Annotated in this window: 24 protein-coding genes; 9 read left to right on the top strand and 15 right to left on the bottom strand. The window is 47.3% G+C overall.

Annotated features, from left to right (window positions below):
• The first annotated feature begins 13 nt into the window (after nucleotides 1-13).
• From DUW71_RS14560 to DUW71_RS14550, 3 genes are read left to right on the top strand one after another with little or no spacing between them, the layout of a single operon-like run.
• Entirely contained in the window at nucleotides 14-982 is a 969-nt protein-coding gene (locus DUW71_RS14560) for an ABC transporter ATP-binding protein (RefSeq protein WP_119396002.1), read from the top strand.
• The gene (locus DUW71_RS14555; protein WP_119396001.1) at nucleotides 982-2,694 is read left to right on the top strand and encodes a putative 2-aminoethylphosphonate ABC transporter permease subunit; all 1,713 of its coding nucleotides are present in this window, start codon (nucleotides 982-984) and stop codon (nucleotides 2,692-2,694) included. Before DUW71_RS14560 ends, DUW71_RS14555 begins: the two co-directional genes overlap by 1 nt.
• A 1-nt stretch (nucleotide 2,695) precedes the next feature.
• Nucleotides 2,696-3,790 carry a 2-aminoethylphosphonate--pyruvate transaminase gene (locus DUW71_RS14550; RefSeq protein WP_119396000.1) on the top strand — a complete coding sequence of 365 codons (1,095 nt, stop codon included), beginning with the start codon at nucleotides 2,696-2,698 and terminating at the stop codon, nucleotides 3,788-3,790.
• Between the two features lie 79 nt (nucleotides 3,791-3,869).
• Here DUW71_RS14550 and cspE read toward each other — a convergent pair whose 3' ends face one another.
• On the bottom strand, nucleotides 3,870-4,076 hold the full coding sequence (cspE, locus tag DUW71_RS14545; protein ID WP_119395999.1) for a transcription antiterminator/RNA stability regulator CspE: 207 nt from the start codon (nucleotides 4,074-4,076) through the stop codon (nucleotides 3,870-3,872).
• Between the two features lie 257 nt (nucleotides 4,077-4,333).
• On the bottom strand, nucleotides 4,334-6,529 hold the full coding sequence (locus DUW71_RS14540) for an OsmC domain/YcaO domain-containing protein (protein ID WP_119395998.1): 2,196 nt from the start codon (nucleotides 6,527-6,529) through the stop codon (nucleotides 4,334-4,336).
• 138 nt (nucleotides 6,530-6,667) lie between these two features.
• Between DUW71_RS14540 and DUW71_RS14535 the strand changes: the two genes are divergently transcribed.
• A complete protein-coding gene (locus DUW71_RS14535; protein WP_119395997.1) occupies nucleotides 6,668-7,363 on the top strand; it encodes a substrate-binding periplasmic protein in 696 nt (231 codons plus the stop codon).
• Here DUW71_RS14535 and DUW71_RS14530 read toward each other — a convergent pair.
• The gene (locus DUW71_RS14530; RefSeq protein WP_119395996.1) at nucleotides 7,356-8,960 is read right to left on the bottom strand and encodes a methyl-accepting chemotaxis protein; all 1,605 of its coding nucleotides are present in this window, start codon (nucleotides 8,958-8,960) and stop codon (nucleotides 7,356-7,358) included. The genes DUW71_RS14535 and DUW71_RS14530 overlap by 8 nt on opposite strands.
• Nucleotides 8,961-9,059: 99 nt before the next feature.
• Between DUW71_RS14530 and metG the strand changes: the two genes are divergently transcribed.
• Together metG and DUW71_RS14520 are read left to right on the top strand one after the other, a co-directional pair.
• Nucleotides 9,060-11,192 (top strand): methionine--tRNA ligase, encoded by a 2,133-nt coding sequence (gene metG / locus DUW71_RS14525; RefSeq protein WP_119395995.1) that lies wholly within the window; start codon nucleotides 9,060-9,062, stop codon nucleotides 11,190-11,192.
• A gap of 401 nt (nucleotides 11,193-11,593) precedes the next feature.
• The gene (locus tag DUW71_RS14520) at nucleotides 11,594-13,327 is read left to right on the top strand and encodes a choice-of-anchor I family protein (RefSeq protein WP_119395994.1); all 1,734 of its coding nucleotides are present in this window, start codon (nucleotides 11,594-11,596) and stop codon (nucleotides 13,325-13,327) included.
• 258 nt (nucleotides 13,328-13,585) lie between these two features.
• Here the strand turns inward: DUW71_RS14520 and DUW71_RS14515 are convergent, their stop codons facing one another.
• From DUW71_RS14515 to DUW71_RS17605, 11 genes are all read right to left on the bottom strand, one after another.
• Complete coding sequence (locus DUW71_RS14515) at nucleotides 13,586-14,506, bottom strand: hypothetical protein (protein WP_119395993.1); 921 nt, start codon at nucleotides 14,504-14,506, stop codon at nucleotides 13,586-13,588.
• Nucleotides 14,507-14,707: 201 nt separating this feature from the next.
• Entirely contained in the window at nucleotides 14,708-15,199 is a 492-nt protein-coding gene (locus DUW71_RS14510) for a hypothetical protein (protein ID WP_119395992.1), read from the bottom strand.
• Between the two features lie 241 nt (nucleotides 15,200-15,440).
• Nucleotides 15,441-16,484 carry a hypothetical protein gene (locus tag DUW71_RS14505; protein ID WP_199671234.1) on the bottom strand — a complete coding sequence of 348 codons (1,044 nt, stop codon included), beginning with the start codon at nucleotides 16,482-16,484 and terminating at the stop codon, nucleotides 15,441-15,443.
• A 112-nt stretch (nucleotides 16,485-16,596) separates the two neighbouring features.
• Nucleotides 16,597-16,869 (bottom strand): hypothetical protein, encoded by a 273-nt coding sequence (locus DUW71_RS14500; protein ID WP_119395991.1) that lies wholly within the window; start codon nucleotides 16,867-16,869, stop codon nucleotides 16,597-16,599.
• 118 nt (nucleotides 16,870-16,987) lie between these two features.
• Nucleotides 16,988-17,347 (bottom strand): Ypar14, super integron cassette, encoded by a 360-nt coding sequence (locus DUW71_RS14495; protein ID WP_119395990.1) that lies wholly within the window; start codon nucleotides 17,345-17,347, stop codon nucleotides 16,988-16,990.
• A 190-nt stretch (nucleotides 17,348-17,537) separates the two neighbouring features.
• Nucleotides 17,538-17,783 (bottom strand): hypothetical protein, encoded by a 246-nt coding sequence (locus DUW71_RS14490; RefSeq protein WP_119395989.1) that lies wholly within the window; start codon nucleotides 17,781-17,783, stop codon nucleotides 17,538-17,540.
• Nucleotides 17,780-18,931, bottom strand: coding sequence for a hypothetical protein (locus tag DUW71_RS14485; protein WP_119395988.1), 1,152 nt, complete (start codon nucleotides 18,929-18,931; stop codon nucleotides 17,780-17,782). Before DUW71_RS14485 ends, DUW71_RS14490 begins: the two co-directional genes overlap by 4 nt.
• A 2-nt stretch (nucleotides 18,932-18,933) precedes the next feature.
• Nucleotides 18,934-19,077 carry a hypothetical protein gene (locus DUW71_RS17610; protein ID WP_158584141.1) on the bottom strand — a complete coding sequence of 48 codons (144 nt, stop codon included), beginning with the start codon at nucleotides 19,075-19,077 and terminating at the stop codon, nucleotides 18,934-18,936.
• 82 nt (nucleotides 19,078-19,159) lie between these two features.
• Complete coding sequence (locus tag DUW71_RS14480) at nucleotides 19,160-19,405, bottom strand: LysR substrate-binding domain-containing protein (RefSeq protein ID WP_119395987.1); 246 nt, start codon at nucleotides 19,403-19,405, stop codon at nucleotides 19,160-19,162.
• Between the two features lie 58 nt (nucleotides 19,406-19,463).
• A complete protein-coding gene (locus DUW71_RS14475) occupies nucleotides 19,464-20,759 on the bottom strand; it encodes a hypothetical protein (protein WP_119395986.1) in 1,296 nt (431 codons plus the stop codon).
• Nucleotides 20,725-21,285, bottom strand: a complete 561-nt coding sequence (locus tag DUW71_RS17605) for a c-type cytochrome (protein WP_158584139.1) — start codon at nucleotides 21,283-21,285, stop codon at nucleotides 20,725-20,727. The genes DUW71_RS14475 and DUW71_RS17605 overlap by 35 nt, the downstream gene beginning before the upstream one ends.
• Nucleotides 21,286-21,820: 535 nt before the next feature.
• Between DUW71_RS17605 and DUW71_RS14460 the strand changes: the two genes are divergently transcribed.
• The gene (locus DUW71_RS14460; protein WP_119395983.1) at nucleotides 21,821-23,323 is read left to right on the top strand and encodes a hypothetical protein; all 1,503 of its coding nucleotides are present in this window, start codon (nucleotides 21,821-21,823) and stop codon (nucleotides 23,321-23,323) included.
• On the opposite strand, the gene DUW71_RS14455 is transcribed toward DUW71_RS14460, so the two are convergent.
• Nucleotides 23,318-23,602, bottom strand: a complete 285-nt coding sequence (locus DUW71_RS14455) for a putative quinol monooxygenase (RefSeq protein ID WP_119395982.1) — start codon at nucleotides 23,600-23,602, stop codon at nucleotides 23,318-23,320. The two genes, DUW71_RS14460 and DUW71_RS14455, sit on opposite strands and share 6 nt — an antisense overlap.
• 237 nt (nucleotides 23,603-23,839) lie before the next feature.
• Here DUW71_RS14455 and DUW71_RS14450 point away from each other — a divergent pair, with 237 nt between their 5' ends.
• On the top strand, nucleotides 23,840-25,282 hold the full coding sequence (locus DUW71_RS14450) for a leucine-rich repeat domain-containing protein (RefSeq protein ID WP_119395981.1): 1,443 nt from the start codon (nucleotides 23,840-23,842) through the stop codon (nucleotides 25,280-25,282).
• A gap of 134 nt (nucleotides 25,283-25,416) precedes the next feature.
• Nucleotides 25,417-26,178 (top strand): Fic family protein, encoded by a 762-nt coding sequence (locus tag DUW71_RS14445; RefSeq protein ID WP_233546158.1) that lies wholly within the window; start codon nucleotides 25,417-25,419, stop codon nucleotides 26,176-26,178.
• Nucleotides 26,179-26,382: the final 204 nt, after the last annotated feature.

Below are 26,382 nucleotides of genomic sequence, written 5' to 3'. Positions count from 1 at the left end.
ATGGGGAGTCACCATGAGTTACCTAAATATTAAAAATGTAAGCAAGTCTTTTGGCAGTAAAGAAGTGCTAAGCAATATTAACCTTGATATCCAACAAGGTGAGTTGGTGTGTTTTTTAGGCCCTTCGGGCTGTGGCAAAACCACACTATTGCGCATTATCGCGGGTTTAGAGCAACAAAACAGTGGAACATTAACTCAGGCTGGGCATGACATCTCATCCTTGCCAGCCATTGATCGCGACTACGGTATCGTATTCCAGTCTTATGCGCTGTTTCCAAACCTGACCGTTAGTAAAAACATCGCCTTTGCGCTGAAATCTCTGAAGCTTGCTAAAAGCGAGCAGAAAAAACGTATTGAGGAACTATTAGAACTAGTTGGCTTGGCCGACCATAAAAACAAACACCCAAACCAGTTATCCGGTGGTCAGCAACAACGGGTTGCCCTAGCACGCGCGTTGGCATTAAACCCTGGCTTATTATTATTGGATGAGCCATTGTCAGCACTAGATGCCAAAGTGCGTCAGTTTTTACGTGGCGAGATTAAAAAATTACAACAACGCTTAGGGGTCACAACCATTATGGTGACCCACGACCAAGAAGAAGCCCTAGCCATGGCAGACCGTATTGTTGTCATGAACCACGGCTGCATTGAGCAAGTGGGCACCCCAGAAGACATCTACCAACGCCCTATTAGCAAATTTGTCGCCGACTTTATTGGCAGCATTAACTTTTTCGATAACGACCAGTTCGCTATTCGCCCAGAGCATATATCACTGAGCCTATCCGCAAGCGAAAAGAGCCGAGCGGTAGAGGTTGCGGCAGTGGAATACCTAGGCAGCTTCACGCGCTTCACGGTAAAAGACGAACATGGGCTGTACACAGTGGATATCGATAGCAATGAAGCCTCGGCCATGGCGCACGCTAACACGCTACATATGCACTGGTTAAACGAGCATGTGCTCAACATGCAAGGAGCGGCCTAATGACTAGTATCTCCATTGCCCAACCTAGCAACAGCAAGGCTGCTCAACGCAAAAGGTTAACCATTAAATGGACGGGCATAGCAGCATTAGTCACCTTGGCTGCCTTGGCAATCTTTGTGCTACTTCCTTTAGTTGAGGTGGTTAGCCGAGCGCTGGCCGACAAAGATGGTAATTTTGTTGGCATTAGCAACTTTATTACTTACTTCCAGTCGCCGTCGCTGGTCAATTCATTGTTCAACACCCTATCGATAGGCCTAATGGTCACCTTTTTTGTGGTCACGCTGGCCTTTTCGTATGCCTATGCGCTCACTCATACGCGCATGCCGTTTAAGGGCTTTTTTCGCGCTTTGGCCATGCTGCCGATTTTTGCCCCATCGCTGCTGCCTGCCATTGCCCTTGTCTACTTATTTGGCAACCAAGGCATTCTAAAAGAGTGGCTATTCGGCGCCAGCATTTATGGCCCAATTGGCATTGTTATTGGCATGACGTTCTGGATTTTCCCGCATGCTTTTATGATCATTTATACCGCCTTGCAACAAAACGATGGCCGACTTTATGAAGCCGCCACGAGCTGCAAAGCGGGTTTTTGGCACACGTTTTATTCGGTAACGCTCTCCAATGCCCGCTATGGTTTACTTTCCGCCGTGTTTGTTAGTTTTACCCTAGCCGTGACTGATTTTGGCGTGGCCAAAGTCATTGGTGGACAGTACGACGTGTTAGCGACCGATATCTATAAACAAGTGATTGGTCAGCAAAACTTTGCCATGGGCAGCGTGGTAGGTGTGGTGCTGTTATTGCCAGCACTATTTTCCTTCGCCGCCGACCGATGGGTGCAAAAAAAGCAGCAGTCTACTTTAAATGCCAAGTCCACGCCTTTTACACCCGAAAAGTCTTGGTTGACCTCAGGCGTCGCCTTGGCCACCACATCATTAATCACCATTACCCTACTCACCATTGTTGGTATGGCCGTCTACGCTAGCTTCATAAAATTCTGGCCTTACAACCTAAGTTTTAGCCTCAACAACTACCAGTTCGATCTGATGGACGGCGGTGGCTGGGAAAGCTATTTCAACTCACTAAAAATGGCGACACTAACGGCTATGATTGGCACCGTGTTTATATTCGTCACCGCATGGTTAAACGAACGCTGCCAAACCAATGCCATCATGCGCCAAGCGGTAGACTTTTTGTCAATGATTCCAATGGCTGTGCCTGGCATGGTACTCGGCCTTGCCTATATTTTCTTCTTTAACCAGCCAAACAACCCGCTGAACTTCATGTATGGCACGTTGTTGATTCTGGCCGTGTCGAGCATTGCGCACTTTTATACGGTATGCCATTTGAGCTTTAAAACTGCGTTTAAGCAGATCGATAAAGAGTTTGATCAAGTCGCACTGTCGGTGAATCGAAGCCGCTGGGACATGCTGGTTAAGCTCTACATTCCACTCAGCATGCCAGCCATCTCAAGTGTGTTCTTATACTTATTCGTAAACGCCATGACGACCGTTTCCGCTGTGGTATTCCTCTATGCCAGCGATACAGCACTGGCATCGGTTGCTGTGCTCAACATGGACGATGCAGGCGACATTGCACCCGCGGCAGCCATGGCAACGCTGATCATGGTCACCTGCCTAGCAGCCAAAGCCGTGCATTGGTTGATCTTTGATGTATTGATAATTGGTCGCCAAACGTGGCGCACAGCAGGAGCCTAACATGCAGCAACCTATCTTACTGACACCCGGCCCAATCACTACCACTATGGCAACAAAAGAAGCCATGCTGTGGGACTACGGCAGCTGGGATGGCGATTTTAATCAGGTAACGGCCGATATTTGTCATGACATTGCCCATATTGCCAACGCTGAGCACACACACCAATGCATTTTAATGCAAGGCAGTGGCACCTTTATGGTAGAAGCCACGTTAGCTTCGCTGATTGGTAAACAAGACAAAGCACTGGTGATTATGAATGGTGCCTATGGCCAACGCATGGCGACCATACTTAGTTATCTGGGGCGTCAATATGTCACTCTGGACATGGGCGACTATCTGCCGCCTAAACCGAATGAAGTCGCCGGCATTCTAGACGATGACCCAGATATCACACATGTGGTGATTGTGCATTGTGAAACCAGTTCAGGTATTTACAACCCAGTGGAAGCGGTGTTCGAAGTGGTGCAACAGGCAGGCAGAGAATTGATCATCGACTCAATGAGCGGCTTTGGCGCCCTGCCATTTAACGCCCAAGACATGCCGGTTGCCGCCATCATTAGCTCGGCCAACAAGTGCTTAGAGTCGGTTCCAGGCTTTGCCTTTTGCTTAGTGCGCAACGACCTCATTGATAGCATGCAAGGCAATGCCCACTCGCTTAGCCTAGATTTGTATGCCCAGCATACCTGCCGTCTAAAAACAGGTCAGTGGCGCTTTACTCCGCCTACTCACTCCGTCGCAGCGGCGCGCCATGCAATTCAGCAGTATCTCGCTGAAGGGGGTCAACCAGAGCGATTGGCGAAGTACCAGCGCAATTGCCAAGTGCTCGTAGAGGGCATGCGCCAGTTAGGCTTTAAAACCTTATTGGAAGACCAGTGGCTGTCACCCATTATTGTTACCTTCTTGGCACCAGATAATGAGCAGTGGCAGTTCACAGAGTTTTATAACGCTCTAAAGCAGCACGGGTTCATCATCTACCCAGGTAAGCTAACCGAAGTGGAAAGCTTTCGAATCGGCTGTATCGGTAGCCAAAGTGTGCAGGATTATTACCGCTTGCTAGACACCATTGCCAATGTAATGGCGTTAGAGCTCGCCTAGTCCAATGGTCACTTCTAAAGCAACAGAAACAAAAAAACCGCGCTATTGCGCGGTTTTTTAACTGAATCAACAAAGCAAATTAGATTGCAGTGATGTTCTCAGCTTGTGGGCCTTTTTGGCCTTGAGAGATAGTGAACTCTACACGCTGACCTTCAGCAAGCGTTTTGAAGCCAGAGCCTTGGATCGCGCTGAAGTGTGCGAAAACGTCTGGGCCGTTTTCTTGTGCGATGAAGCCGAAGCCTTTAGATTCGTTGAACCACTTAACAGTACCAGTAGTAGTAGACATGTTGTATATCCTGTATCAAAAATATTTCAGCCGTTAGCACTATGCCAAGGGCTAGGTGTTGCTTGGAAAAAATAGGCTGAAACAATTACTGCAGGACGTGGTATCGCGATGAATCCAACGAAATGGAGATTGTAAATCTAAGACTTTCTTTCTAGCTGCGTGCAAGATAGTGACTAACCTGAATAAAGTCCAGCGAATTCGACAAAATAATGAAAATAGTTGTCACTTTTACCGAAGCCGCTGGTTTACAGGTGCTGTTAACGGCCAGAACAGGCCTTCGCACGCGCCGCATGCAGCTTTTTATAGCTGTCGAGCAAACGCAAGTGGCGGTCTAACCCTTCAAGCTGCATATTGGTTTCTTCCATGCCGTAAAATTTCACATCACCGTTAATAGAGCCCACCACGGCATCCATCACTTCATTGCCAAACATGCGGCGCAAATTGCGATCGTAGTCCATGTAATCCAGCTCGTCGTTGATGGCGATTTCTAGCGTGGCATTCATTGCTTGATAGAACAGACCTCGCGCTACAGTGTTGTCGTTGTACTGCAGGAAGCTCTCAACCATCTCTTTGGCCGATTCATAGTCCCCTATCGCTAGGTAAATTAGCCCTTTAAGCTCAAGAATCGTTAGCTGACCCCATACCGTATTCTCATCGAACTCAACGCCAATCAAGGTGCGAATATCCGACTGCTCATCTTGTTCGCTGTTTTCTAGGCGCTCGACTAGGCTTGCCAGCTGATCGTCCGATAAGCGATGGATATTGAGGATATCTTCCCTAAACGCCAAGGCTTTATTGGTGTTATCCCAAATTAAGTCTTCTACTGGGTACACCTCTGAGTAGCCTGGCACCAAAATACGGCAGGCATTCGCGCCTAGGTCGCTGTAATTGGCGATATAAACCTCTTTGCCCATATCAGACAAAATGCCCATCAGCACATCCACTTCGGCTTTATTGGTGCCTTCGCCGGTGAAGTCCCACTCAACAAAGTCGTATTCTTCAGCTTCACTAAAGAAACGCCAAGAGATCACCCCGGTTGAATCAACAAAGTGTTCAACAAAGTTGTTTGGCTCACTAACAGCTGTGCTATTAAACGTTGGTGGTGGTACGTCATTTAGGCCTTCAAAACTGCGACCTTGCAGCAACTCGGTTAAGCTGCGCTCCAGCGCCACCTCAAAGCTTGGGTGAGCACCGAATGACGCAAACACACCACCTGTGCGTGGGTTCATTAGCGTCACACACATTACCGGGAACTGACCACCTAATGACGCGTCTTTCACTACCACTGGAAAGCCTTGCGCCTCGAGTGCGTCGATACCCGCTTTAATGCTTGGGTACTTAGCTAATACCGCTTCGGGTACTTCTGGTAGGACTATTTCGTTCTCGATGATCTCTTTTTTTACCGCCCGCTCGAAGATTTCTGACAAGCACTGCACCTGCGCTTCTTCAGCCGTGTTACCAGCACTCATACCGTTAGATAAGAACAGGTTTTCGATTAGGTTGGAGGGGAAATAAACCGTTTCGCCATCGCTGTGGCGGGTAAATGGCAACGACACAATGCCTCGCGCCACATTACCCGAGTTGGTATCAATTAAGTGTGAACCACAAAGCTCACCATCTGGGTTGTAAATATCAAGGCAGTAGTCGTCCAAAATGCCTGCTGGCAAGGCGTCGTCGTCACCTGGTTTGAACCACTTTTCATCTGGATAATGAACAAACTCGGCATTGGCCAGCTCTTCACCAAAATACTGGTCGTTATAAAAGAAGTTGCAGTTCAATCGCTCGATGAACTCGCCCAACGCCGAGGCCAATGCACTTTCCTTGGTGGCACCTTTACCATTGGTGAAACACATAGGCGACGCTGCATCACGAATATGCAACGACCAAACGTTTGGTACTATGTTGCGCCACGACGCCACCTCAATCTTCATGCCTAAGTCGGCCATTATTTGGCTCATATTGGCAATGGTTTGCTCAAGTGGTAAGTCTTTACCGGTAATATAGGTTTCTTGGCCTGCCTCGGTGTCAACCATCAACATGGCTTGCGCGTCGTCATCAAGGTTGTCAACCACCTCGATGTCAAATTCTGGCCCGGTTTGCACCACTTTTTTGACCGTGCAACGATCAATAGAGCGCAAAATGCCCTGGCGGTCTTTGTCGGAAATATCTTCTGGCAGCTCAACCTGAATTTTAAAAATTTGGTTGTAGCGGTTCTCTGGGTCAACAATGTTGTTTTGTGACAGGCGAATATTCTCGGTCGGAATATCTCGCGCTTTGCAATACACCTTCACGAAGTACGCCGCGCACATGGCCGAAGAGGCCAAAAAGTAGTCGAACGGGCTAGGTGCCGAGCCATCACCTTTATAACGAATCGGCTGATCGGTGATCACGGTAAAGTCGTCGAACTTGGCTTCTAAGCGAAGGTTGTCGAGAAAGTTAACTTTGATTTCCATTGCGCACCAGCGTAGATAATTAAACTTGGCTGCGCATTATCCAGATTTTCGTCGCGCTTGCCTCCTTGTTCGCCAATAATTGCCGCTCGACTATACTTGTTATCGTAAAATCAGCCGCATGAGTTCAGGGAGAGCAACATGTTCCAAACAATACTAAGCGTTGCATTACTGACCGCGCTAGTAGGCCTAGCCCAGGCTAAAGCACCGTTAACAATGATAAGCGCTGAAGTGGTTACCACCGAGTTCACCGACTACATTACTGCCTTAGAAAAAACAATGGCATCCAGCGGCTTACAATTTCATCACCAAAGCTTCCCAGATCAAAGATATAACGTTGTACTCGAACAAGGCATGTTTGATGTGGCAACCTTGGTATCAACCAGCCAAATTGAGCAAAGCGGCCTGCTAAAAATAGAGCCATATATTACCTATGCCTACATTTACATGTTTTACAACGATCAACTTGATCTAACAGACCTCAACAATAAGACGATGGCAATTGTAAATGGCACAACGTTTCCAATCCCCTATGAGAAAACCTATTCGCTCAATAGGATACTGGTTCGCAGCAATGATGACGCCTTAAAAATGGTCAGCAGTGGTCGAGCCGACATGACCTTTTTATCAAACTCAGCTAATAGATTTATTGAACAACTAGCCCTTACTGGCATCAAGCAAAGCGATGAGCCGATAAGTTCAGAGAGCTTTCACATTGCCCTGCCAGCAAAGCAAAGTGCCTTAGCGCCGGTCATGTCTGATGTTGTGAAACAAATGAAGGAAGCAGGCCTATATGTATACCAACGAGAGGACGGCACCGTAACGAGCGCTAACTAAGCTTAAACGCGGCTACCATTTCCTCAAGCGCTTGCGCGAGTTCCAGCAACTGGCTGGCCACACCAGAGGTTTGACTAGCTAAACCAGCATTTTTCTCAGTGTCGTTGGTGATCTCGGTAATGCGGCCATTGATATCTTCCGATACGGAATACTGTTCGCTGGCGGCACTGGCCATCTGTTCATTTAACCCCTCTAACGTCTTCACTGCCGAGGTAATTGCCGCGAGCTGCTGCGAGGTTTGCTGCATTTTTTGAGTTTGTGCCTGCGTTTGCTCAGAAGCAGAGTTCATTGCTGCCACACTGTCTTTGGCTTGCACCTGTAATGCCAAAATAGTTTCACTAATCTCTTTTGTCGCCTCCTGCGTTTTGCCAGACAAAGCTCGCACTTCTTCGGCCACCACTGCAAACCCACGGCCATGCTCGCCGGCTCTTGCTGCTTCTATGGCAGCATTGAGGGCAAGCAGGTTTGTTTGCTCGGTAATGCCAGTAATCAGTTGCAGCACACTACCAATACGCTCGCTTTGCACCGCTAGCTGTTCGATTTGCTCACTCGCTTGCGACATTTGATTGACTAACACATCAGAAGCCTGCATAGCCGACTGCAGCACCCGCTCGCCTTCATTTACCTGCTGCTGTGCACTTTGTGCTTCCGAAGCTGCCTGCCCTGCAAACGCCTTTACTTCGTTAGATGATGCAGTGAGCTCGTGCACAGCTGCTGCAACTTGCTCAGAGCTGCCCTGCTGCGAAACCGTTGCTTGCGTGGTGGTATTGGCAAGCGCCTGAATGCTTTGAGCTGAACGAGTTAACTCGCTACTGCGCTGGCGCACGGCTTGCAAGCTGGCATTGAACTGCCCAAGCAACTGGTTAAACGCGTTGGCGACTTGACCAATCTCATCATTGCGCGACACCTCAACCGACTGCGACAAGTCAGACGTGTCGGCGATGCGTGCCATACTCTGCTGCAGCCCACGCAACCGGCGCACAATCAGTTGATTCAGCAGCCAAGCGCTCAACCCAAAGCCCAATAAAAATAAAACACCTTGCAGAGCCCCAGTGCGAACAAGGCTTGCTTGCAGCGCTTGATCCCCCGTTGCCAAAGAGTATTCCACTCTTACAGCACCCAAAATATCGCCTTCTTGAGCCGCATGACAGGCCAAACAGTTAGTACCTTGATAGTCACTTTGCGCCTCGATTGGGCGCAAGATGGTTAGCACGCGACCATTGTCTGACTCGCGAATTTGCGTACTAGCCTGCCCTTGCAGGGCTTGCTGGTCGAGCGCATCTTGCGCTTGCCCAGACTCAGGCCCTGGACCATATAAATTATTGACGATATCGCTGCGCACAATGCGCACATCACTAACGCTCCCTACCGACATTTTGCTACGCAGGCTATCGCGCTGGGCAATAGAACCCATAATCATCATGGTGTTGATTGAGTCAAAATAAGACTTGCTGACCAGCTCGGCTTGCTCAAGCGCACTGGCTTCAAGTTGCTGCTTTTGCTCTCTGGAAATATCAAGCATGGTGCCTAACAACACGAGCGAAAAAACAACCAGCAATGTGAGGAGAACACTATAACGAATCGACAATTTGGTCATGCCAACATCCAAATAAAAACCATTGATTTAAGCGTAGTGCAAAGGTATTGGTTTTGTGGACATACGAGGGCCCAACACTGTAAAAGCGGCAGACCAGAAATGCAGGCAAACTCGTATCTTGCCGGTCGCAAACCACAACACAAGCAGGTAAACTACGCCTTTTTTCATCCACCAAAAAAAAACGAGACACGTATGAGCCAACGCGAGATTCTTGTGACAAGCGCCCTGCCTTATGCCAATGGTGATATTCACCTAGGCCACCTGCTAGAGTACCTACAAACTGATATGTGGGTTCGCTTTCAGAATGCTCGCGGCAATATGTGTACTTACGTTTGCGCCGATGACACACACGGCACCGCCATTACCCTGCGTGCCGAAAAAGAAGGCATTACCCCAGAGCAGTTGATTGACCGTGTGCATGGCGAACACTATCAAGACTTCCAAGACTTCTTGATTAAGTTCGACAACTACTACTCAACGCACTCAGATGAAAACCGCGAGCTTGCCGAGCTAATATACAAACGCTGCAAAGAAGGCGGTTTCATTGCTACTCGCGACGTAAAGCAAGCCTACGATCCGGAAAAAGGCATGTTCCTAGCCGATCGTTATGTAAAAGGTACTTGCCCAGAATGTGGCGCCGAAGACCAATACGGCGACAACTGCGAGGTATGCTCGGCAACCTATGCACCACTAGATTTGAAAGATGCCTATTCAGTGGTATCCGGTGCTAAGCCAGTTGAGAAGTCATCTGAGCACTTCTTCTTCAAACTGCCAGAGTTCCAAGGCATGCTAAAAGAGTGGACACGCTCTGGCACGCTGCAGCCAGAGGTTGCCAACAAACTAGCCGAATGGCTGGATGGCGAACTACTAGAGTGGGATATCTCACGTGATGCGCCCTACTTTGGCTTCGAAATCCCTGATGCGCCTGGCAAATACTTCTACGTTTGGCTAGATGCCCCAATCGGCTACATGAGCAGCTTCAAAAACCTATGTGAGCGCCGTGCCGATCTAGATTTCGACCACTACTGGAAAAAAGGCTCTACCACCGAGCTGTACCACTTTATTGGTAAAGATATCGTTAACTTCCATGCGCTATTCTGGCCGGCAATGTTAGATGCCGCCGACTTCCGCAAGCCTAATGCGGTCAACGTACACGGCTATGTCACCATTAACGGTGAAAAAATGTCGAAGTCGCGTGGTACCTTTATTACCGCTCGCACTTACCTAGATCACCTAGATCCAGAATACTTGCGCTACTACTACGCTGCTAAGTTGAATGACAAGGTTGACGATATGGACCTTAACTTCGACGACTTTGTCCAGCGGGTAAATACCGACGTAGTGAACAAACTGGTTAACATTGCTAGCCGCTGCCAAGGTTTTATTGGCAAGTTTAACGACGGCAAACTCGCCGCCGAGTTGCCAGAACCTCAAATGTATGCCGACTTCGTTGCTAAGTCGGAAGAAATTGCCGAGCGCTTTGAAGCCCGCCAATTCTCGGCCGGTGTACGCGAAGTTATGGCGCTGGCAGATCGTGCCAACGAGTACATTCAAGCACAAGCGCCATGGAAACTAGCCAAAGAAGAAGGCAAAGGCGACGAAGTAGTCGCCGTGTGCTCGCAAGGCATTAACCTATTCCGGGTATTGCTAACATGGCTAACACCGGTACTGCCAAACATGGCGGCCAAGGCACAAAGTTTCCTAAATGTAGCAGACCTAAACTGGGGCAGCATTGAGCAGCCACTACTAGACCACCAGCTAGGCAAGTTTGAACCGCTTATGCAGCGTGTAGACGGCAAAGCCGTTGCCAAAATGCTCGAAGCTAATAAACCAGCCGAGGCTGAAAAGCCAGCAGATAAGCCAAAGAAAAAGGCGAAAAAAGAAAAGCAAGCGCCTGAAACCCCAGACGTCATCGACTTCAACGACTTCGTTAAAGTCGACCTGCGCGTTGCCAAAGTCGTGAAATGCGATCACGTAGAAGGCGCCGATAAACTACTTTCTGTAACGCTAGACGTTGGTGAACTCGGCGAGCGTCATGTATTCAGTGGCATCAAGGCCTGCTACCAACCAGAAGATTTGCTTGGCAAAAACGTGGTTTTGGTGGCTAACCTTGCACCGCGTAAAATGAAATTTGGCATGAGCGAAGGCATGATTCTCGCTTCTGGCGATGACAAAAACATCTCGGTGGTGATGCCACCAGAAGGTGCAAAACCAGGCGATCGTATTTCGTAACCATCGCCCTTATTGCCCGGCTTAATGCCGGGCAATACATGAAAAATACCCCCTCTATGCCAGTCATTCCCGCGAAGGCGGGAATCTAGCCAAAACATTCAATGAGCACCTGACTCCTTACACACATACCCCTCGGTTGAAACACTGTGCACATTGCTCGCGCCACATGCCTACACACACCATAATAAGCGCCAACAAAAATGACTATGGCATGGTTTACAAACCTACTAAATCCAAGCAATCGTTCCCATTACAACATCTAGTCAAAGGATGTTAAAAAAGGCGCATACCATATTGGCTAGGGCTTTTTTAATTGTTACAGCTTTATTACATTCTGTTTCATGCTGTAAAGCACGACACAGGAAATGGATTTAACCGATAACAATAGAAAGGGAAAAACCATGAAGAAGAACCTTCTAGCGCTAGCAGTGGGGGCAACCATTTTAGCTGGCTGCGCCTCAACCCAAACCACTTCAACTGATAAGTCCATTGACGGCACGCTCGTTGCCCGAGCAACGCTTGGCGCCGGTGCCAGCGAGGGTGCCGCTGAAATTGTGCAATATCACAAAGCTAGCCAGCGCATCTTGGCGATCAACAGCTCTGGTGACAAACCGCTTGTGGAGATTATTCCAACGGCCGGTTTTGACCGCGATGCATTAGTTGCCGACAGTGAAGGCGTAGTGAACAACGCCAACCTAACCTCTGAAGCAACCATCGACTTACAAGCCGATAACCCAAGCCTCAGTGATGCCAACTCGATTGCTGTAAATGGCGATTTACTGGCTGTGGCCATGGCCGGTGCCGAACATGCCGACAACGGCGCTGTAATGTTTTATCGCTTAACCGAAACCGACGGCAAACTAGCCGCGGAATACATTAAATCGGTAGCAGCAGGCAATTTGCCAGACATGGTTGCCATTAACGCCGAAGGCACCAAAGCGATTGTGGCTAACGAAGGCAAGCCGAGCGATGATTACACCTTCGACCCTGAAGGTTCGATCACAGTCATCGACATTGTAGACGGAGTACCGGCCGATACGGGCACACAGATCGATTTTCGTGCCTACAACGGCATGCAAGCAGAGCTTGAAGCGCAAGGCATGTACTTCGCAAGCCCAACTGAGCGCGTTATCAATGGCAAGCAGGTGATGCCAAGCACCGTTGCGCAAGACCTAGAGCCTGAATACGTTACCACGCATGGCAACAAAGCCTGGGTAGCACTGCAAGAAAACAACGGCTTCGCGATTGTTGATTTAACCGACAACAGTGTTGAAGTAGTTGGCTTGGGTTTAAAAGATTGGTCCATGTACGACATCGACACCTTTGAAGATGGCAAAGTTGGCTTTGAGCGCTACAGCAACCTGGTTGGTATGTACCAACCAGACTCGATTGCTGCCTACGAAGTAGATGGCCAAACCTATGTGGTAACCGCTAACGAAGGCGACTCGCGCGAGTACTTCTTTGATGCCGACAGCGCTGAAGCCTGCGAAGCCTTAGGTGGTATTGACTACGACGAAGATGACGGCTGCCTAGCGTTTATCGACGAAACCAAAGCCAGCGCGATTGCCGACAAGATTGAAGATGCCGACCTAGCAGCCGCTGCCGCAGGTAATGGCACATTAAATAAACTACTTGTGAGCAAACTGCGTGGCGATAACGATGGCGATGGCATGTACGAGCAGCTATTTGCTTATGGCGCCCGTTCATTCTCCATCTTTAATGCCAATGGCGAACTTGTGTTCGACTCTGGTGATGACCTAGAAAAGATCACCGCTGAAAAACATGGCGATGCCTTTAACAACGACGAAGACGCCAACGAGGGTGATGCGCGCTCAGCCAATAAAGGCCCAGAGCCAGAGGCCCTTACTCTTGGCACCATTAACGGCCGCACCTATGCATTTGTTGGTATGGAACGTATGGGTACCATCTTCGTTTACGACATCAGCAACCCACAAGCGCCTGAATTTGTCGACTACCTAAATAACCGTGGTTTGGTTGAAGGTGCCGACATCACTGGTGATATGGCACCAGAAGGCATGAAGTTCGTAGATGCAAAAGACAGTGCAACAGGGCAGCCACTGCTAATTATCGGCAACGAAATCAGTGGCACGGTAAGTGTTTGGGAATTTAAATAAGCTGGTCCCTGCAGTGTGATAGGCACTGCCATAAACACACCGAGGGCGGCATTCTTGCCGCCCTTTTTACTCTCTAAAAGCGCTACCCTAGCGCTGCATTTCGTACCGCTGCTTGACGTGCTCATGGTAGAAAGCAGGTGGCTCAAATGGATTACCCATATACTGCCGCCGACAGCACATTGTGGCAACAGCATTACTTTCTTCACAATACGTGCACGAATATTTCTTTTTCAATGTCGCGCTGAGGGCCAAACTTTTCTACTGAAGCGGATCGAACCGAACCGGCAAGAAATCTGGGTCAAAGTATATCTTGTCCTTTGGCTGCAGCACGTTAAACAACTCAGTTGCATTGGCCTCGTAAGCCGCATTCGCATTCGAGTACGCAATGACCCTATCGGTTGTTATGTCAGCAACCTCAACAAAGTATCCACTTGCGTCTTGAATCAAGGCTTTAGGGTTCCAGCCCTGTACGACATTGGCTGGATTAATACTATATCGAACGACTGCTTGGGTATCTGATATCCTTTCGATACTTTGGAGTGCACGGGGGCTTGGAGAATAAACAATATCATTCCAAACAGGATACACAGTCAGAGTAATACCATCTATACTCTCTATATCAGATCGCCATATACTGCTATAAAAAACAACAGATTCGTTAGCTGATACGCAAAGATGATACTCAGATAAAAACTCGAATGAATTATTAAGCGTATTTAAACCATAGTGATATTTATCATCATCAGTTGAAAGCTGATAATTAAGCTCATTACAATACACGTCACCAGTATTATTAGAAGCCTCTACAAACAAATAAGTTGAATAAGTACTGGTTTCTGAAATGTAAGCGCGTGTTATTTCTAAGCCACTCAAATCACCTTCAACTTTGGTTGGCACCACTTTAACCTTGCGTGGCACTGTTCTAGCGACACCGCACTGATCGCTAGATAGCGACAAATATGGTCCAAACTTATCCGAACCAGTGCTGCTAAGCACAGTGAAATGGCAATCTGGCGTTGCCGTAAGTGGCAGCTCAATAATCTTCCCTGTTTTAGGTTGTAATACTGGCTGGGCACCTGCATTAGCCCCGCCTTGACCAACTGACATGGTCTGATCGCCTGTATCGCTGCACCCAACCAATAAAAATGCAAACGTCGCAGCGGTAACTAAATTTTTCATTCCTTGCTCTCTTAATTGCCCGTAATGAGTGGGCTCAATTGATGGTCTGTTGATTGCACAAACATAACAAAACGTGGACTGCTGTGCACTATGAACCGGCGTTAATAGCGTTTTTATATATACTCAAAGAAACAGCACGAACTACTAACCTAACGCACCAGCAACACCTGAACTGTTCGCCACTCTTCCATGGCTCGAATACTATGCACGAAGGGCTCTCAGCCCTTGTAACGCTCGCTCAGTTGAGCTCGCCAAATCAGTTTTATTTAGTTTATGTCGAATATCCAAAGCTTCTTTGAGCTGCTGCTCCGCTAGCTCATAGCGGCCAAGCTCAACATTTAGCTTCCCCAAGTGCTGTAGACTAAAACTTAACTGCAAGGCATTTGCGTAACCTTGGCTTTGAAAAAATGCCCTCTCAGCACCGCGCAAGTCACCTGCATAATGCAAAGCTACCCCAGCAGCATGAGTTGACCAAAACCTGTGTTTATCAGTTGTGGCTGCTACGTGCACCGATAAGGCCAGCCGAGAAGCTAAGCGACAACAGCCAATGATTCGAAGACCATCAGCAACAAGTATTTTTTGCCATGCTAACTTCTCTTGTTGGCCAGATATTTTAAACACCAGCGCTTTATAAAGGCTCGTCGCAAGCCTTGTTAGCACGCCAACGTTTAGCCTGTCTCTTTGAAATTTCATTGATTATACTGCCCCAGCAACCATTGAAAGAAACCACCCAATTGGAACTAACGCAAAAATAGCGGGATACTCGTCAATCGGACTCCACTCAACCCCGCCGGGATCAGCATTGGCTAGCTTTCAAAACACAATAGATAGAAAAATTGCCAAGCAAGACTAACCTATACTTAGGTTTAGCCATACTCCAGTCAGTGGATTTAATGAACTTTTAACGCCGCGCTCAGACGGCTGCAGCGTCTTGTTATGGATTGCTTACCGTAACCAGCCTTACTTCTGTTTGCACTCCAAGATACTCATAAACCGCCCGTACCTTTTTTACAAAGTTCTCATCTCTTGACAATAATAAATTGCAGAACGAGGCCATTGATGCGTGACTATTATCACTCATTGCGGCAATAAATCGTCTTTCCTTATGTAATTTGGAATCGGGAAAGTAGCCAAGAGTGTTAAGCATGTTATACATGCCGGTTACCTTCTGGTGTAGATGGTAAGGTCTGTCAGGGTAGATAGGGTTTATGCGGATCTGGAAAAAGTCTTCTAAGCTGTTGACGTGGTCGTTTTTGGGAAGCTTAACTTTGAAAGTATCCCATATTTTTTCTATTACATTCGGTGGCTCTAGGTTATTTAATTCCATTGGGCCTATACCCACTGACTCTCTGTAGGACTTTATTCCATTCCACTCCTTCGTATCAGGAATGTCCTTTGACATCGTATTTTCAAACTCATGAAGCGTAGATTTATATTGCTCCATCATTAGCTCGGAATACTCTTTTATCTGCGCCCGCATGTCGAGAGGAAGTTCATCAGCGTTTTCGAGCATGCCACCCATAAGCTGCGCAAAAGCAAATAACTGTTCCTGGTGAATATCAGAAATGCTATCACCCGATCTTCCGCCAGAGAACTTAAACAGCCACTGGTGCATTGAATTTTCAATGCTTCCATATTCATTATCATTGCGACAGTGTTCTTCGAATGCTTCAAATACGTCCCTGCTAGTAATGGTCGCTTTGTCAGTTACAATGAAGCCAGGCTGATCAATAACCATCTTTAAATGATAAGAATCAAGGTCATTTAGAACATTTAGAAAGTCATTTTCATATCCAGCAGATCGTCTTATCTCTTTGAGAGTTTCATCAGAATAAACAATCTGGAACTTGTCCATAAGTTCTCGCCCAAAACTACCCACTCCATTTTTAACGAAGAGATCGAGTATGTTTTGATCTAGGTATAGTGTCGGCTTTCCTGTATATTGAGGTGTAGAATCCATGCTCATCTCAGCCTGCATAACGCCTTTGTCATTTACGTTTTGGTTGTAGTGGAGTTTTAGGGTAAAGTGGCGTAGCCACCCCAAAGCGGAGCGTAGACCAAAACGTCAAATGGACAAACTTGTTATGCATTTATTCTTCCGGCTTGCTATTTGATAACACATAACCCGCAACAGTTCCTAAAAGAGCTGCAAGTGTCTCAGCCTGAAACTGAGTTAAAATAGCCATAATTAAAATTGTTGGAATAAAAAGAACTACCCCAATTGCTTTTAACGTATTTGGGCCGAACCCTTGGTCTTTAGCTTTAATTCTTTTGTAAATGATATTTAGCCCATATAGCATTGCTGCTACTGCGCCTATTACAGCAATGAAGTGAATCCAAGTGATAGATAGTTCAATTTCCACTTCTTATTCCTCTTGATATCTGTATCTTATTCATGGTACATAACGCCGCCAGCAGCGGCCGAGTGAAACGAGGTCCAGCGAACGCAGTGAGCGAGGCTGGCTGGCCTGGTTATATGCTTTATCCATAGAGCACTACATTGATATTTGGTTTGACACGAACCCTAACACCAAATGGTATGGATTGCTCTCCATCGTAGCGCGAGCCAAAATATTTAGATGGCGCAAACTCTAAGAATTCCCCTGTTTTATCAAATGTACGACGAACACCTTGGCAATCGATTAGTTGCATGGAGAACAAACTACTGCCACTTGAGATATTGGTTAACTCGATCCGAACATCACCGTCGTATTGGTAGATAATAACCTTAAGTTGGATGCCTTCTTTCTCTACTACGTATTGATGCCATATACCGTCTGACACTACTTCAGGTATTACTTCTAATACGCTTAAAACATCCGTTTCATCCCAAACTAGCAAGTTTGCTCCTTTTGCATATAACTGTTTATATATAGTGCATGCACGGTTTTGCACTGCACACTAATATGCGTGATGCCTTAGTCGAAACCTGATACATATTGCCGAAATCCATCACGAACAAACTGTGGCAAAACCGTGCGTACTTTAACGCCGCTTATTACACTACTTTACACACAAAAACTCACAACGCCTAGGCGCGCAGGGCAACGGATGCGCCGGTGGCGGCCATTACTGCGCCAGCCAGTTTTTGAAGCTTGCTAAACGTGCGTTGCTGTTTTACTTGTTTTGCCATCGCTCCTGCTAATAGTGAATAACCTAGATTAACTGAACCGAATGCAAGGGTGGCACAAATCATAATGCCAATAACATTGGTGATGGTTATGCTGGCTAGGTTAACAAAGGCTGGAAATAGGGCTAGGTAATTATCTACTGTCATTGTACTTGTTCTACTGTAAAGTCGCTGGGGGCTTCCAGGGTGAAGGTAGCGCTGGGCTGCCAAACATCGGGTAAGTGGGTGGCCACTAATACATTATCGATGGCAAACCAATGCTCATCTTTGTCTTCTGCTGGGTAATGGTTATAAGCGTCGTTACCCCCAATGGCTATTACGTTCCACTTCACCATGTTGCGGCCATCGTCTACCCAGGCTATTTGGTCTAGGTGCATAATGCGTTGGTCATTAAGCCATTGCATAAACACGCCATCGTGCACACCTGGGGCTGAATTCATTTTCACATACAGCCCCATGGTGACCCAGGTTTTCTCATCGCCAAATATTTGGTCTAGTTCACCACGGTTGGGCCCTATGGGCGTGCCGTCGTTTAGCAACAGGTTCGGTAATATTGAGTCTGAGCCATCTGGCATCATGCCTTTAATGGTTGAGAAGTAACTGGCGGACATGCCGCCCATATGCATTTGGTGCGGCGGGTTAAGTACGGCATCGTAATCACGACCAACTTGGCGGGGCAAAAACGCCAGTAAGTTGCGAAAACCATAATATTGATGACCACCCGACATATCCCAAACCAAGCTTGGGTTTTGCTTACCTTCAAAATAGGAATACAGCTTGCCGGGCTCACCATCGAAGTGAAAAATTCGGGCAATTTTGCCTTGGCCTACGCTATGGTCGTAGTAGCGCGCAATCATATCGTTAGAGAAGGTTATATCGAACTGCAAATATACTTCGTCGTAACCCGATGTTGGGTCGTATTGCTTACTTGAGTCCCACTGGGTATTCAGCTCAGGCAAAAACAGCGCCAAAATAGAATCTGAGTTCCATTGTTTGGGCACCCCTTCAGATTCACGATACATCACATAAGATTTCCCAACACCATTCACAGCCCGCTCAGCGTTGGCGGCTAAAATCTGTGCATTGGGCTGGCTATTTGGGAAACCCGTCGCAGGCGACCACTCTTCTTGCGCTCGCGCCGAAAACCAGCCTTGTGGAAGGGCTCGGTCATTCAAATAGTCATCGGATGTCCAATCAGGCTGCTGGTCAAACGAGTCGTAAAACAGTACTTCGCTAGCACTGGATAAGGTGGACGTGAGCAAGGCAGCAGCTAGTGTGATGGTAATTTTTTCCATGCTTAGGCCACCTCAGTGGTAGCGCGGTTTGTAGCGGTGAGCAAGTCGGACAATGGGTCATCGTAAATTTCACCCCTATGCATGGGCTGAAGCTTGGCGTTAATTGTGGCAACGGCAAATTGTGAAGTTTCCTTTTTATGTTCCATCACTGTCTCCTTGTTTTTTATGCAATATTCCATAGTGGCGGTACCGGTTGCAAGCCTGCTTATGTCTAAAAAAGGTTGGCCGCTATTTGCTTGCAAACCATTGCTCAATAAATGCCACACAGTGCGTTACCCTAGGCGGTACATGTTTGCGGTTTGGGTAGATGGCATATAGCGCTAAATTTGGCCGCTCGTAGTTGGCCAGTATTTCTACAATGTCGCCTTGTTGTATTGCGCTGTCGCAAACAAAATCGGGCAAAAAACCAATGCCTAGGCCTTTTTTGACTGCCTCTAGTATCCACCTGCGATGAGTAGCGCGAGTAGAGCCAATTAAAAGAGGGGTTTGTAAACATCACCCCTCTTAACTACTAATCATGTTGCCTATATTTTCAGCCAAATATTCGGATGTTGTTTTCTCCCAGCGGAAACTGTTTTTGCACGGCCTCCGTGTTCACCCCAAAGTACTCGCGTATGGCAACGGTTAGGTTGGCAATGGTGATCTGTTCGCAATTGTTGTTTGGCTGCAGCGTCACTGGGTCGAGCTTGTAAGCATTCAATCCTTCATCTGTTTTGCCAACTACGCTGTTGCGCTGTGCGACATGGCTGCGCACAAGTTCGGCTTCGCGGGCAAAGATCGAGACTAACTCGGAATCAACTGCCTGCCTTTCTGGTGTGATCAAGCTATGCACACCGCTACCCGACATCGCTGTGCGGCCAATCACGCCACGCTCCCAAGTAGTCGACATGGAATCAACGAGCCAGGGCATCGAATGGTTTGCACCATTTTTGGCGGCAAACAAAGCAGCAATACTAGGCGATGAGCGGCGTGTACCTGTGGCAACGTACTCACGCGCTGGCCGGTGGTTAATCGAGTTAAAATTTATGCCATTTATCACCATCATTTTTTGATGGTGCTTGTCGAAAAATGACTGATGATCGGCGAACGGCGCGTAGGGAATATTACCGGCCTGCTGCACGTCATGGTCAGTTGACCAGTTGTTGATGATGGCTTCACCGGGTTGATTAATCTTAGGGTCACAAAAATTGGTAATATCCCAACCACCGTCAGCCAATAAGTTTATGAATAACTGACCTTGAAACTCAGTTTCGGCAGCAAACAACGCACGTTCGTCGGCAGTGCTATTCCACTCGTTCAGCACAATCAAACAAGCATTTTGGAATGCTGCGCGCTCCAGCACTTTGTGCATCATAGGTGTAATGGCACGTACCCGCTCCACGCTAAGCAATGAATCAATACCACCATATAGGTCATAAAACTCACCGGTGAAAATCTCGATCGGTAATCCAGTCAGCGACTGATACTTTGCGGTTAACTCTTCGCCAGTTAATAAGCGCTTACCACCTGTGAAATAAATAACCTCGGAATCATTGCTAACGACCCGCTTGGCGCGATACCAAGGTGACATCAAGATATCGGCTAATAGTTGTTTTAAGTTTTGATCTGGCTGAAAACCTTGGGCCCAGGTGTGCATGTCTTGCATACGCTGCTGCAGCTGCCGTTCGCTTAACTCGTCGTGGATCAGCTCTTCACCAATCAGTGCTGGGAACCAGAACTTAATAGCGCCTTCGGCAAATCGACTGTCGTTGGCTGTCTGTTCACCCAGCCAAGCGATACCTCGATTTTGATCATCAAGTTCGGTGCCATAATAGCCCGGTGGTAGCATGGCGCTCAGGCGCTATTTGCGCCAGTGGCTCCACATTATCGCTATTATTGTCGCTGTTAATGTCATTAATTGATCGCAGCCAGGCAACAACACTTTGTGCACAAGTCGTATCACATAGATTCGGATTGGCTACCGGCATGGTATTTGTGGTCTTTTCGATAGCTAGGTTAGGCACCTTCAATACATCAATAATTGAGGTGCCTGTTCGACCACCGTCGCCCGTTTCACCATGACATGCCGAACATTGCTGCTGATAGACTAACTGCCCACTCAAGGTAGGCTCGGTCGTTGGACTAGCAGTTACCACAGTGGATGGCAACACCCAAGGATTAGAGGTTGTAGATGGCACAATGACAGGAGTAGTCGATGGCGCCAGCGTTGCAGAGACACTGCTTGAAGGCGCCAAAGTAACGGTTGAGCTAGCCTGCGGTGCCGTGGTGACTGTTGTAGTGTCGATTGGCACCAATACGGGTTGGCAGCCAGCTAGGGCAAATAGCACTTGGGTAGAAAAAAGTTTGCGCTTCATTTTGGCCTCACGATTTGATCACCGTATTAGGCCTTTAACCGACTTAAGGTAATATTGAGCAAGCGTTCGAACACTATATTAAATAGGTATCTAAGTTATACAAAATACAATTACATTCACTGTTGTATTATTAATTAACATCAGGTACCGAGACAGAAAAACAACGACAACTTCCAACATTTTCACAACTTTTAGCCACATTTAATGGCTCTTTAAGCCATTTTTTGTCAAGTAATCGCTGCCAATTTACGATTTCTTCGAGCTGTAGCGTTGCACCAGCAAAATGACTGTTCGCTTAGAAATGTGAAATATTTCACACCAGACTATATTTGCTCTATGTGAGTTCTAAGTGTTGTACCTGTGACGATTCTAACGACGAACACCTCGGCCATGTTGACCGCTATTGATGCCTGCTATTCTTTTGCCGAACAAGAAATGCGCGGCGAGCGCTGAACAGCACTAAAAGTAAGCAAGTCACTAAACTTGTTGCCAAAATAGATAGGCTATAAAGTGTAAGCATTACATGGAGACCAACATGAAAAAGCTTACCCTTATATCACTTGCCGCACTGGCGCTAGCTGGCTGCAACGTTGAAACCAATAATGGCTCAACACCTACCGCCACCCCTGCTGTAACGGCCACACCAACCGTTAGCCCAACCCCTACAACGGGGTCAGTGGCCAGCTTGAGCTTTATCGATAGCAATCTTCAGCACTGTGTTGAAGCAACCGGCGTAGAAATGATTCGCGACCTGACTAGCCTGACTTGTATAAACCAAGGCATAAGCGATGCCAGTGATATTGGCGAACTGTTTAGCCTGCAAACGCTGAACTTGAGACACAACCCGTTGACCCGAATAAACGTTGAGAACATGGCGCTAACAACGCTTGATGTGAGCAATATTGCCGGAGAGGGCCAGCTTACAAGTATTTCTTTGGCAAACATGGAACAACTAACCTGGTTAGACGTTTCTGGCAATAAACTACGGAGCTTAAGTGCACCTCAATCAGCAGACCTGTCAGAGGTCTACTTCAACAACAACCAAATTGCTACCGTTAGCTTTCAAGCCAATGGCCAATTGCGCGTATTGCATGGCGAAGGCAATGGACTAGAGAGCATTATCGTGGCAAACGGGCCGCTTACCAATGTAGACTTGTCCAACAACAAGCTTAACGATATCGATTTCCCACAACCATATTCCTTGCGCTATGCCGACCTCTCTAACAATAAGTTCATAGACTTTCCAGATTGGAGCATCAATGCAGAGCGTGATTATACCCGCGATCTAGAAACGCTTAATTTGTCGGACAACTCAATCGACTCAATTGCTTTGCCTAAGGTAGTCGAAACACTTATTTTAGATGGCAACAACTTTACAGCTTGGGCACCAAGCGAGGCCAACTCAACGCTTACAACGTTAAGCATGGATAATAACAAGTTAGAATCTATTACGCTTCCGGATGGCGTCGAGGATGTTTCCTTGGCTAATAATTCACTTAGTTCTCTACTTGTGCCAACTTCGGTGGTCAGTTTAGATATCAGCCAGAACAGCTTCACTGCATTAGATTTAGTGAACAATACGAATATGCGCGCGCTTAACGTTGCAGACAATGGGTTTGACCGCTTCGACTTCCCTACAATGCCAGCAGGGTTAACCTCGCTTAACATTGCTCGCAACAACTTTATTGCAGCAAACACCAATCGCTTTGCAAATCTGACGGACCTCACGGTTGATGGCAACGCACTTACCGCGTTAAACGTCGACTTTAACACCGAGCTAGTAAGTCTGTCGGCTGAGGCAACGACTTTGAGCGATCTAGTGTTAACCGAGAACGAAAAACTGCGAACGATTAACCTTACCAACAACCTTTTTGCTAGTGTCAACCCATTAAACAACGCTGAGGGTTTAACATTAAATACTTCACAGCGTTACACCACGGTGGAGTTATCACAGAATCCTTTGCCAGAGAAAGAGATTACTGAGTTGAACAATCTCAATATCGACACCTTGGTTGTAGACGCAAATAGTGACCTATAAGCGCTCTAGATCTGATACCTGATAAAAGCGCTGCACATCTTGTGTAGCGCTTCCCCAATAAGAGGCCTGCACGCGCTGCTGATGATGCTCGAATGCCGCCTTATCAACGAACACTTCAAATACATTAAAGCGCAGCGGGTTGTCGGGGCATTGCACTACCTCAAATCGCAAACAACCAGGCTCCTCGCGCGTTAGGCGTGTGTGTTCTATCAACGCCTCTTTTACCACTTTCAGCTGCTCGGTGGGCACAAGGATATAACCACTTAGGGTAACTGCCATTTTTGCTGCCTTTCTCTATTTAGCCTGCATATAAAGGTGTTCGTTGTTTAATTGATTTGTCTGCTAGCATACGGCTAACGCCGCATGACTAACAGACCTACAAAACCATACCACGATGTGCCTCACCATATTCATCCAGAATTCAGTGTTCGAACCGCTTATGAACGGGGTTTAGGGCGTTCAGGTGGTAGCCATTGCATGTTGCCAATACTTACTGGCAAGCAATGGAGACATGTTATGAAACATCTGATTTTGGCCGCTCTGTCGGCATTGGTTTTATCAGGCTGCTATGTATCAACTTATCCACCAGCGGATGATACTGGCTACCCAACTTATCCTACGTCGCAGCCAACGAGCGTGCCGACCGGTATACCAAGTAGTGGTTTAGTGAGCGATATTTATTTTGCCGATGCCAATTTGCGTGCCTGCGTGAGCCGAACGGGCGTTTATTATGTCAATCAGCTTACCCGCCTTGAGTGCCCAAATCAGAGCATTCGCAGCACAACAGGTATTCGAGAGTTGACGGCATTGCGCACACTGAACTTGCGCAACAACCCAATTAATCTGTTAGATGTGCGTGGCCTGCCACTTGTAACGCTAGATGTTAGCAACGATTGGCAAAACGGCATGCTTAGTTACATTAATATGGGTGGCCAGGAAGCTCTGCGCAATGTGAATATTAGTGGCAATAACTTTAGTGCTTTTAGCACCCAGTGGATGCCAGCCCTAACAAGCATTAACTTTTCCTATAACAGCATTACGCAAATGGACTTTAGCAGTAACCGCCAATTAGAAACCCTGCATGGTCGTGATAACCAGCTTACGTCGATTAGTGTTGCCAATGGCCCACTGACTAACGTTGATTTGCAGAACAACCTGCTTCGCGCAGTTTATTTCCCTAACCCTTGGTCGCTGCGCGAAGCGAACTTGGCGAACAACCGCTTGTATCAATTTGGCGCCTACGATACTCGCCGCTTAGATTACTTAAACCTGGCTAACAACGACTTCACTGAGTTTGCCCTACCCGACTACGTGGGTGATTTAGTGTTAGACGGAAATCAGCTGCGAACCCTAAATGCCAGCAACAATAGTGAGCTGCGCAACCTAAGTGTGGCGAACAACCAGCTAAGCAGCATCTGGCTGCCAGCGCAGTTGCAGTACCTAAATGTCGCCAACAACCAGCTTGCTTCAATTCAGTTACCGCGCCAACTTACGTTTGCAGACGTATCAAATAACCGGCTAACTGAAATGAACGCCGATATCGCAACATTAGATACCCTAAATGTTGATGGCAATTCATTGGCTTATATGGATATTAGAACGGCTAACAACCTTGTAGAGCTGTCGGCGCAAAATGCTGGGCTAAGCAATGTTAACCTGACCGAAAACCCTGCTTTGGTGAACCTAGACTTAGATAACAATGATTTGCAAAGCTTGCTTACAGACTACAACCCTCAGCTGCAAGATGTGTCGGCTAACGATAATCGCTTAACCAGTGCCTTGGTGGATTTTCGACAGCAGCAAGCACTGCGCAGTTTGTCGCTGCGCAACAATGACATTACCGAGCTGCGTTTGGACTACAGCAAATACCTAAGCTCGGTAGACCTGCGTGGCAATCGCCTCACAGGTAAAACAGTCGAGCACCTGAATGGGTTGGGTTTAGATAAGTTAAATTATTAGGTGTGTCGATATAGTCACTCCCGCGCAGGCGGGAGTCTAGTTGCTAAACCATCTTTCCCGAACCTTCGGTTCGAAAAACCTACCCAAATGCATCATACAACCCGTAGGTTGCACGGCCGTTTTGGCCGGGCAACATGCGCTGCTTGCTATACCTTGGGCATGCGTCGGTTTATAATGGCGACACAGCTCTGAAAGGTTTTGTCATGATGGCGACGGATACACAATGGCTTATGAAGCCAAACGTGAAACTAGCGATACAGCTTGCGAAGCGAGAGATACCCTCTCTCGTTTATAACGCGGTGAATCTCGAAGGCGTCGCCATGACTCTGCCAGAAGTACAAACCATTTTGGATGGCATAACGGTTGGCGGCCACAGAATTAGTGATCAAAATATGGCGATCAATCAAGCGAATGCTTGGCGGCACGTATTCGATCTAGTTGCCAAAGATCAGTTTGCATTCGATAGAACGACCGTGCTTTCAATTCATAAAATCGCTGGGCAAGAGGAAGCTTTGCAATGGGGTGAGTTTCGCTCGGGGTACGTTTCGATCGCTGGCTCGGAATATGAACCGCCAGCACCAGATGAGCTCAATTCAATTTGGCAACAAATAGAGCACCAAATTGGCCAGTTAAACGACGTATATGACCAAGCCATAACAGCGTTTTTGCAAATGGCACGCAGCCAATTCTTCTGGGACGTGAATAAGCGAACAGGGAGATTTATGATGAACGGCATACTGCTGCAGCAAGGATACCCTATCATTAATGTACCAGCGAAGAGGCAACAAGAGTTCAATACTCTCATGCTAGACTTCTACGACACGAATAATATGACCCCAATGAATCAGTTCCTACGGTCATGTATTGACGAGAAGATTATCCAGAATTTCAAATAACCCCTTGATTGCACGGCCGTTTTTTGACCGGGCAATATGTATCAACACCAATCAATATTTCCCGAACCTAGGGTAGCTAACCCCACATCGAGTAGGGTGAGGCGTTACCGCCTCATCCCTCTCACAGAACCGCACGTACGGACCTCGTATACGGCTCCTGCATACTTCTTATCTGTTCTCGTCCAGACAGAATTCCCGTTTTAA

The organism is Salinibius halmophilus, from assembly GCF_003577475.1.
GTDB lineage: Bacteria > Pseudomonadota > Gammaproteobacteria > Pseudomonadales > Natronospirillaceae > Salinibius > Salinibius halmophilus.
Note: the sequence above shows the minus strand (reverse complement) of the source record. Positions and strands in the feature narration are given on the sequence as shown.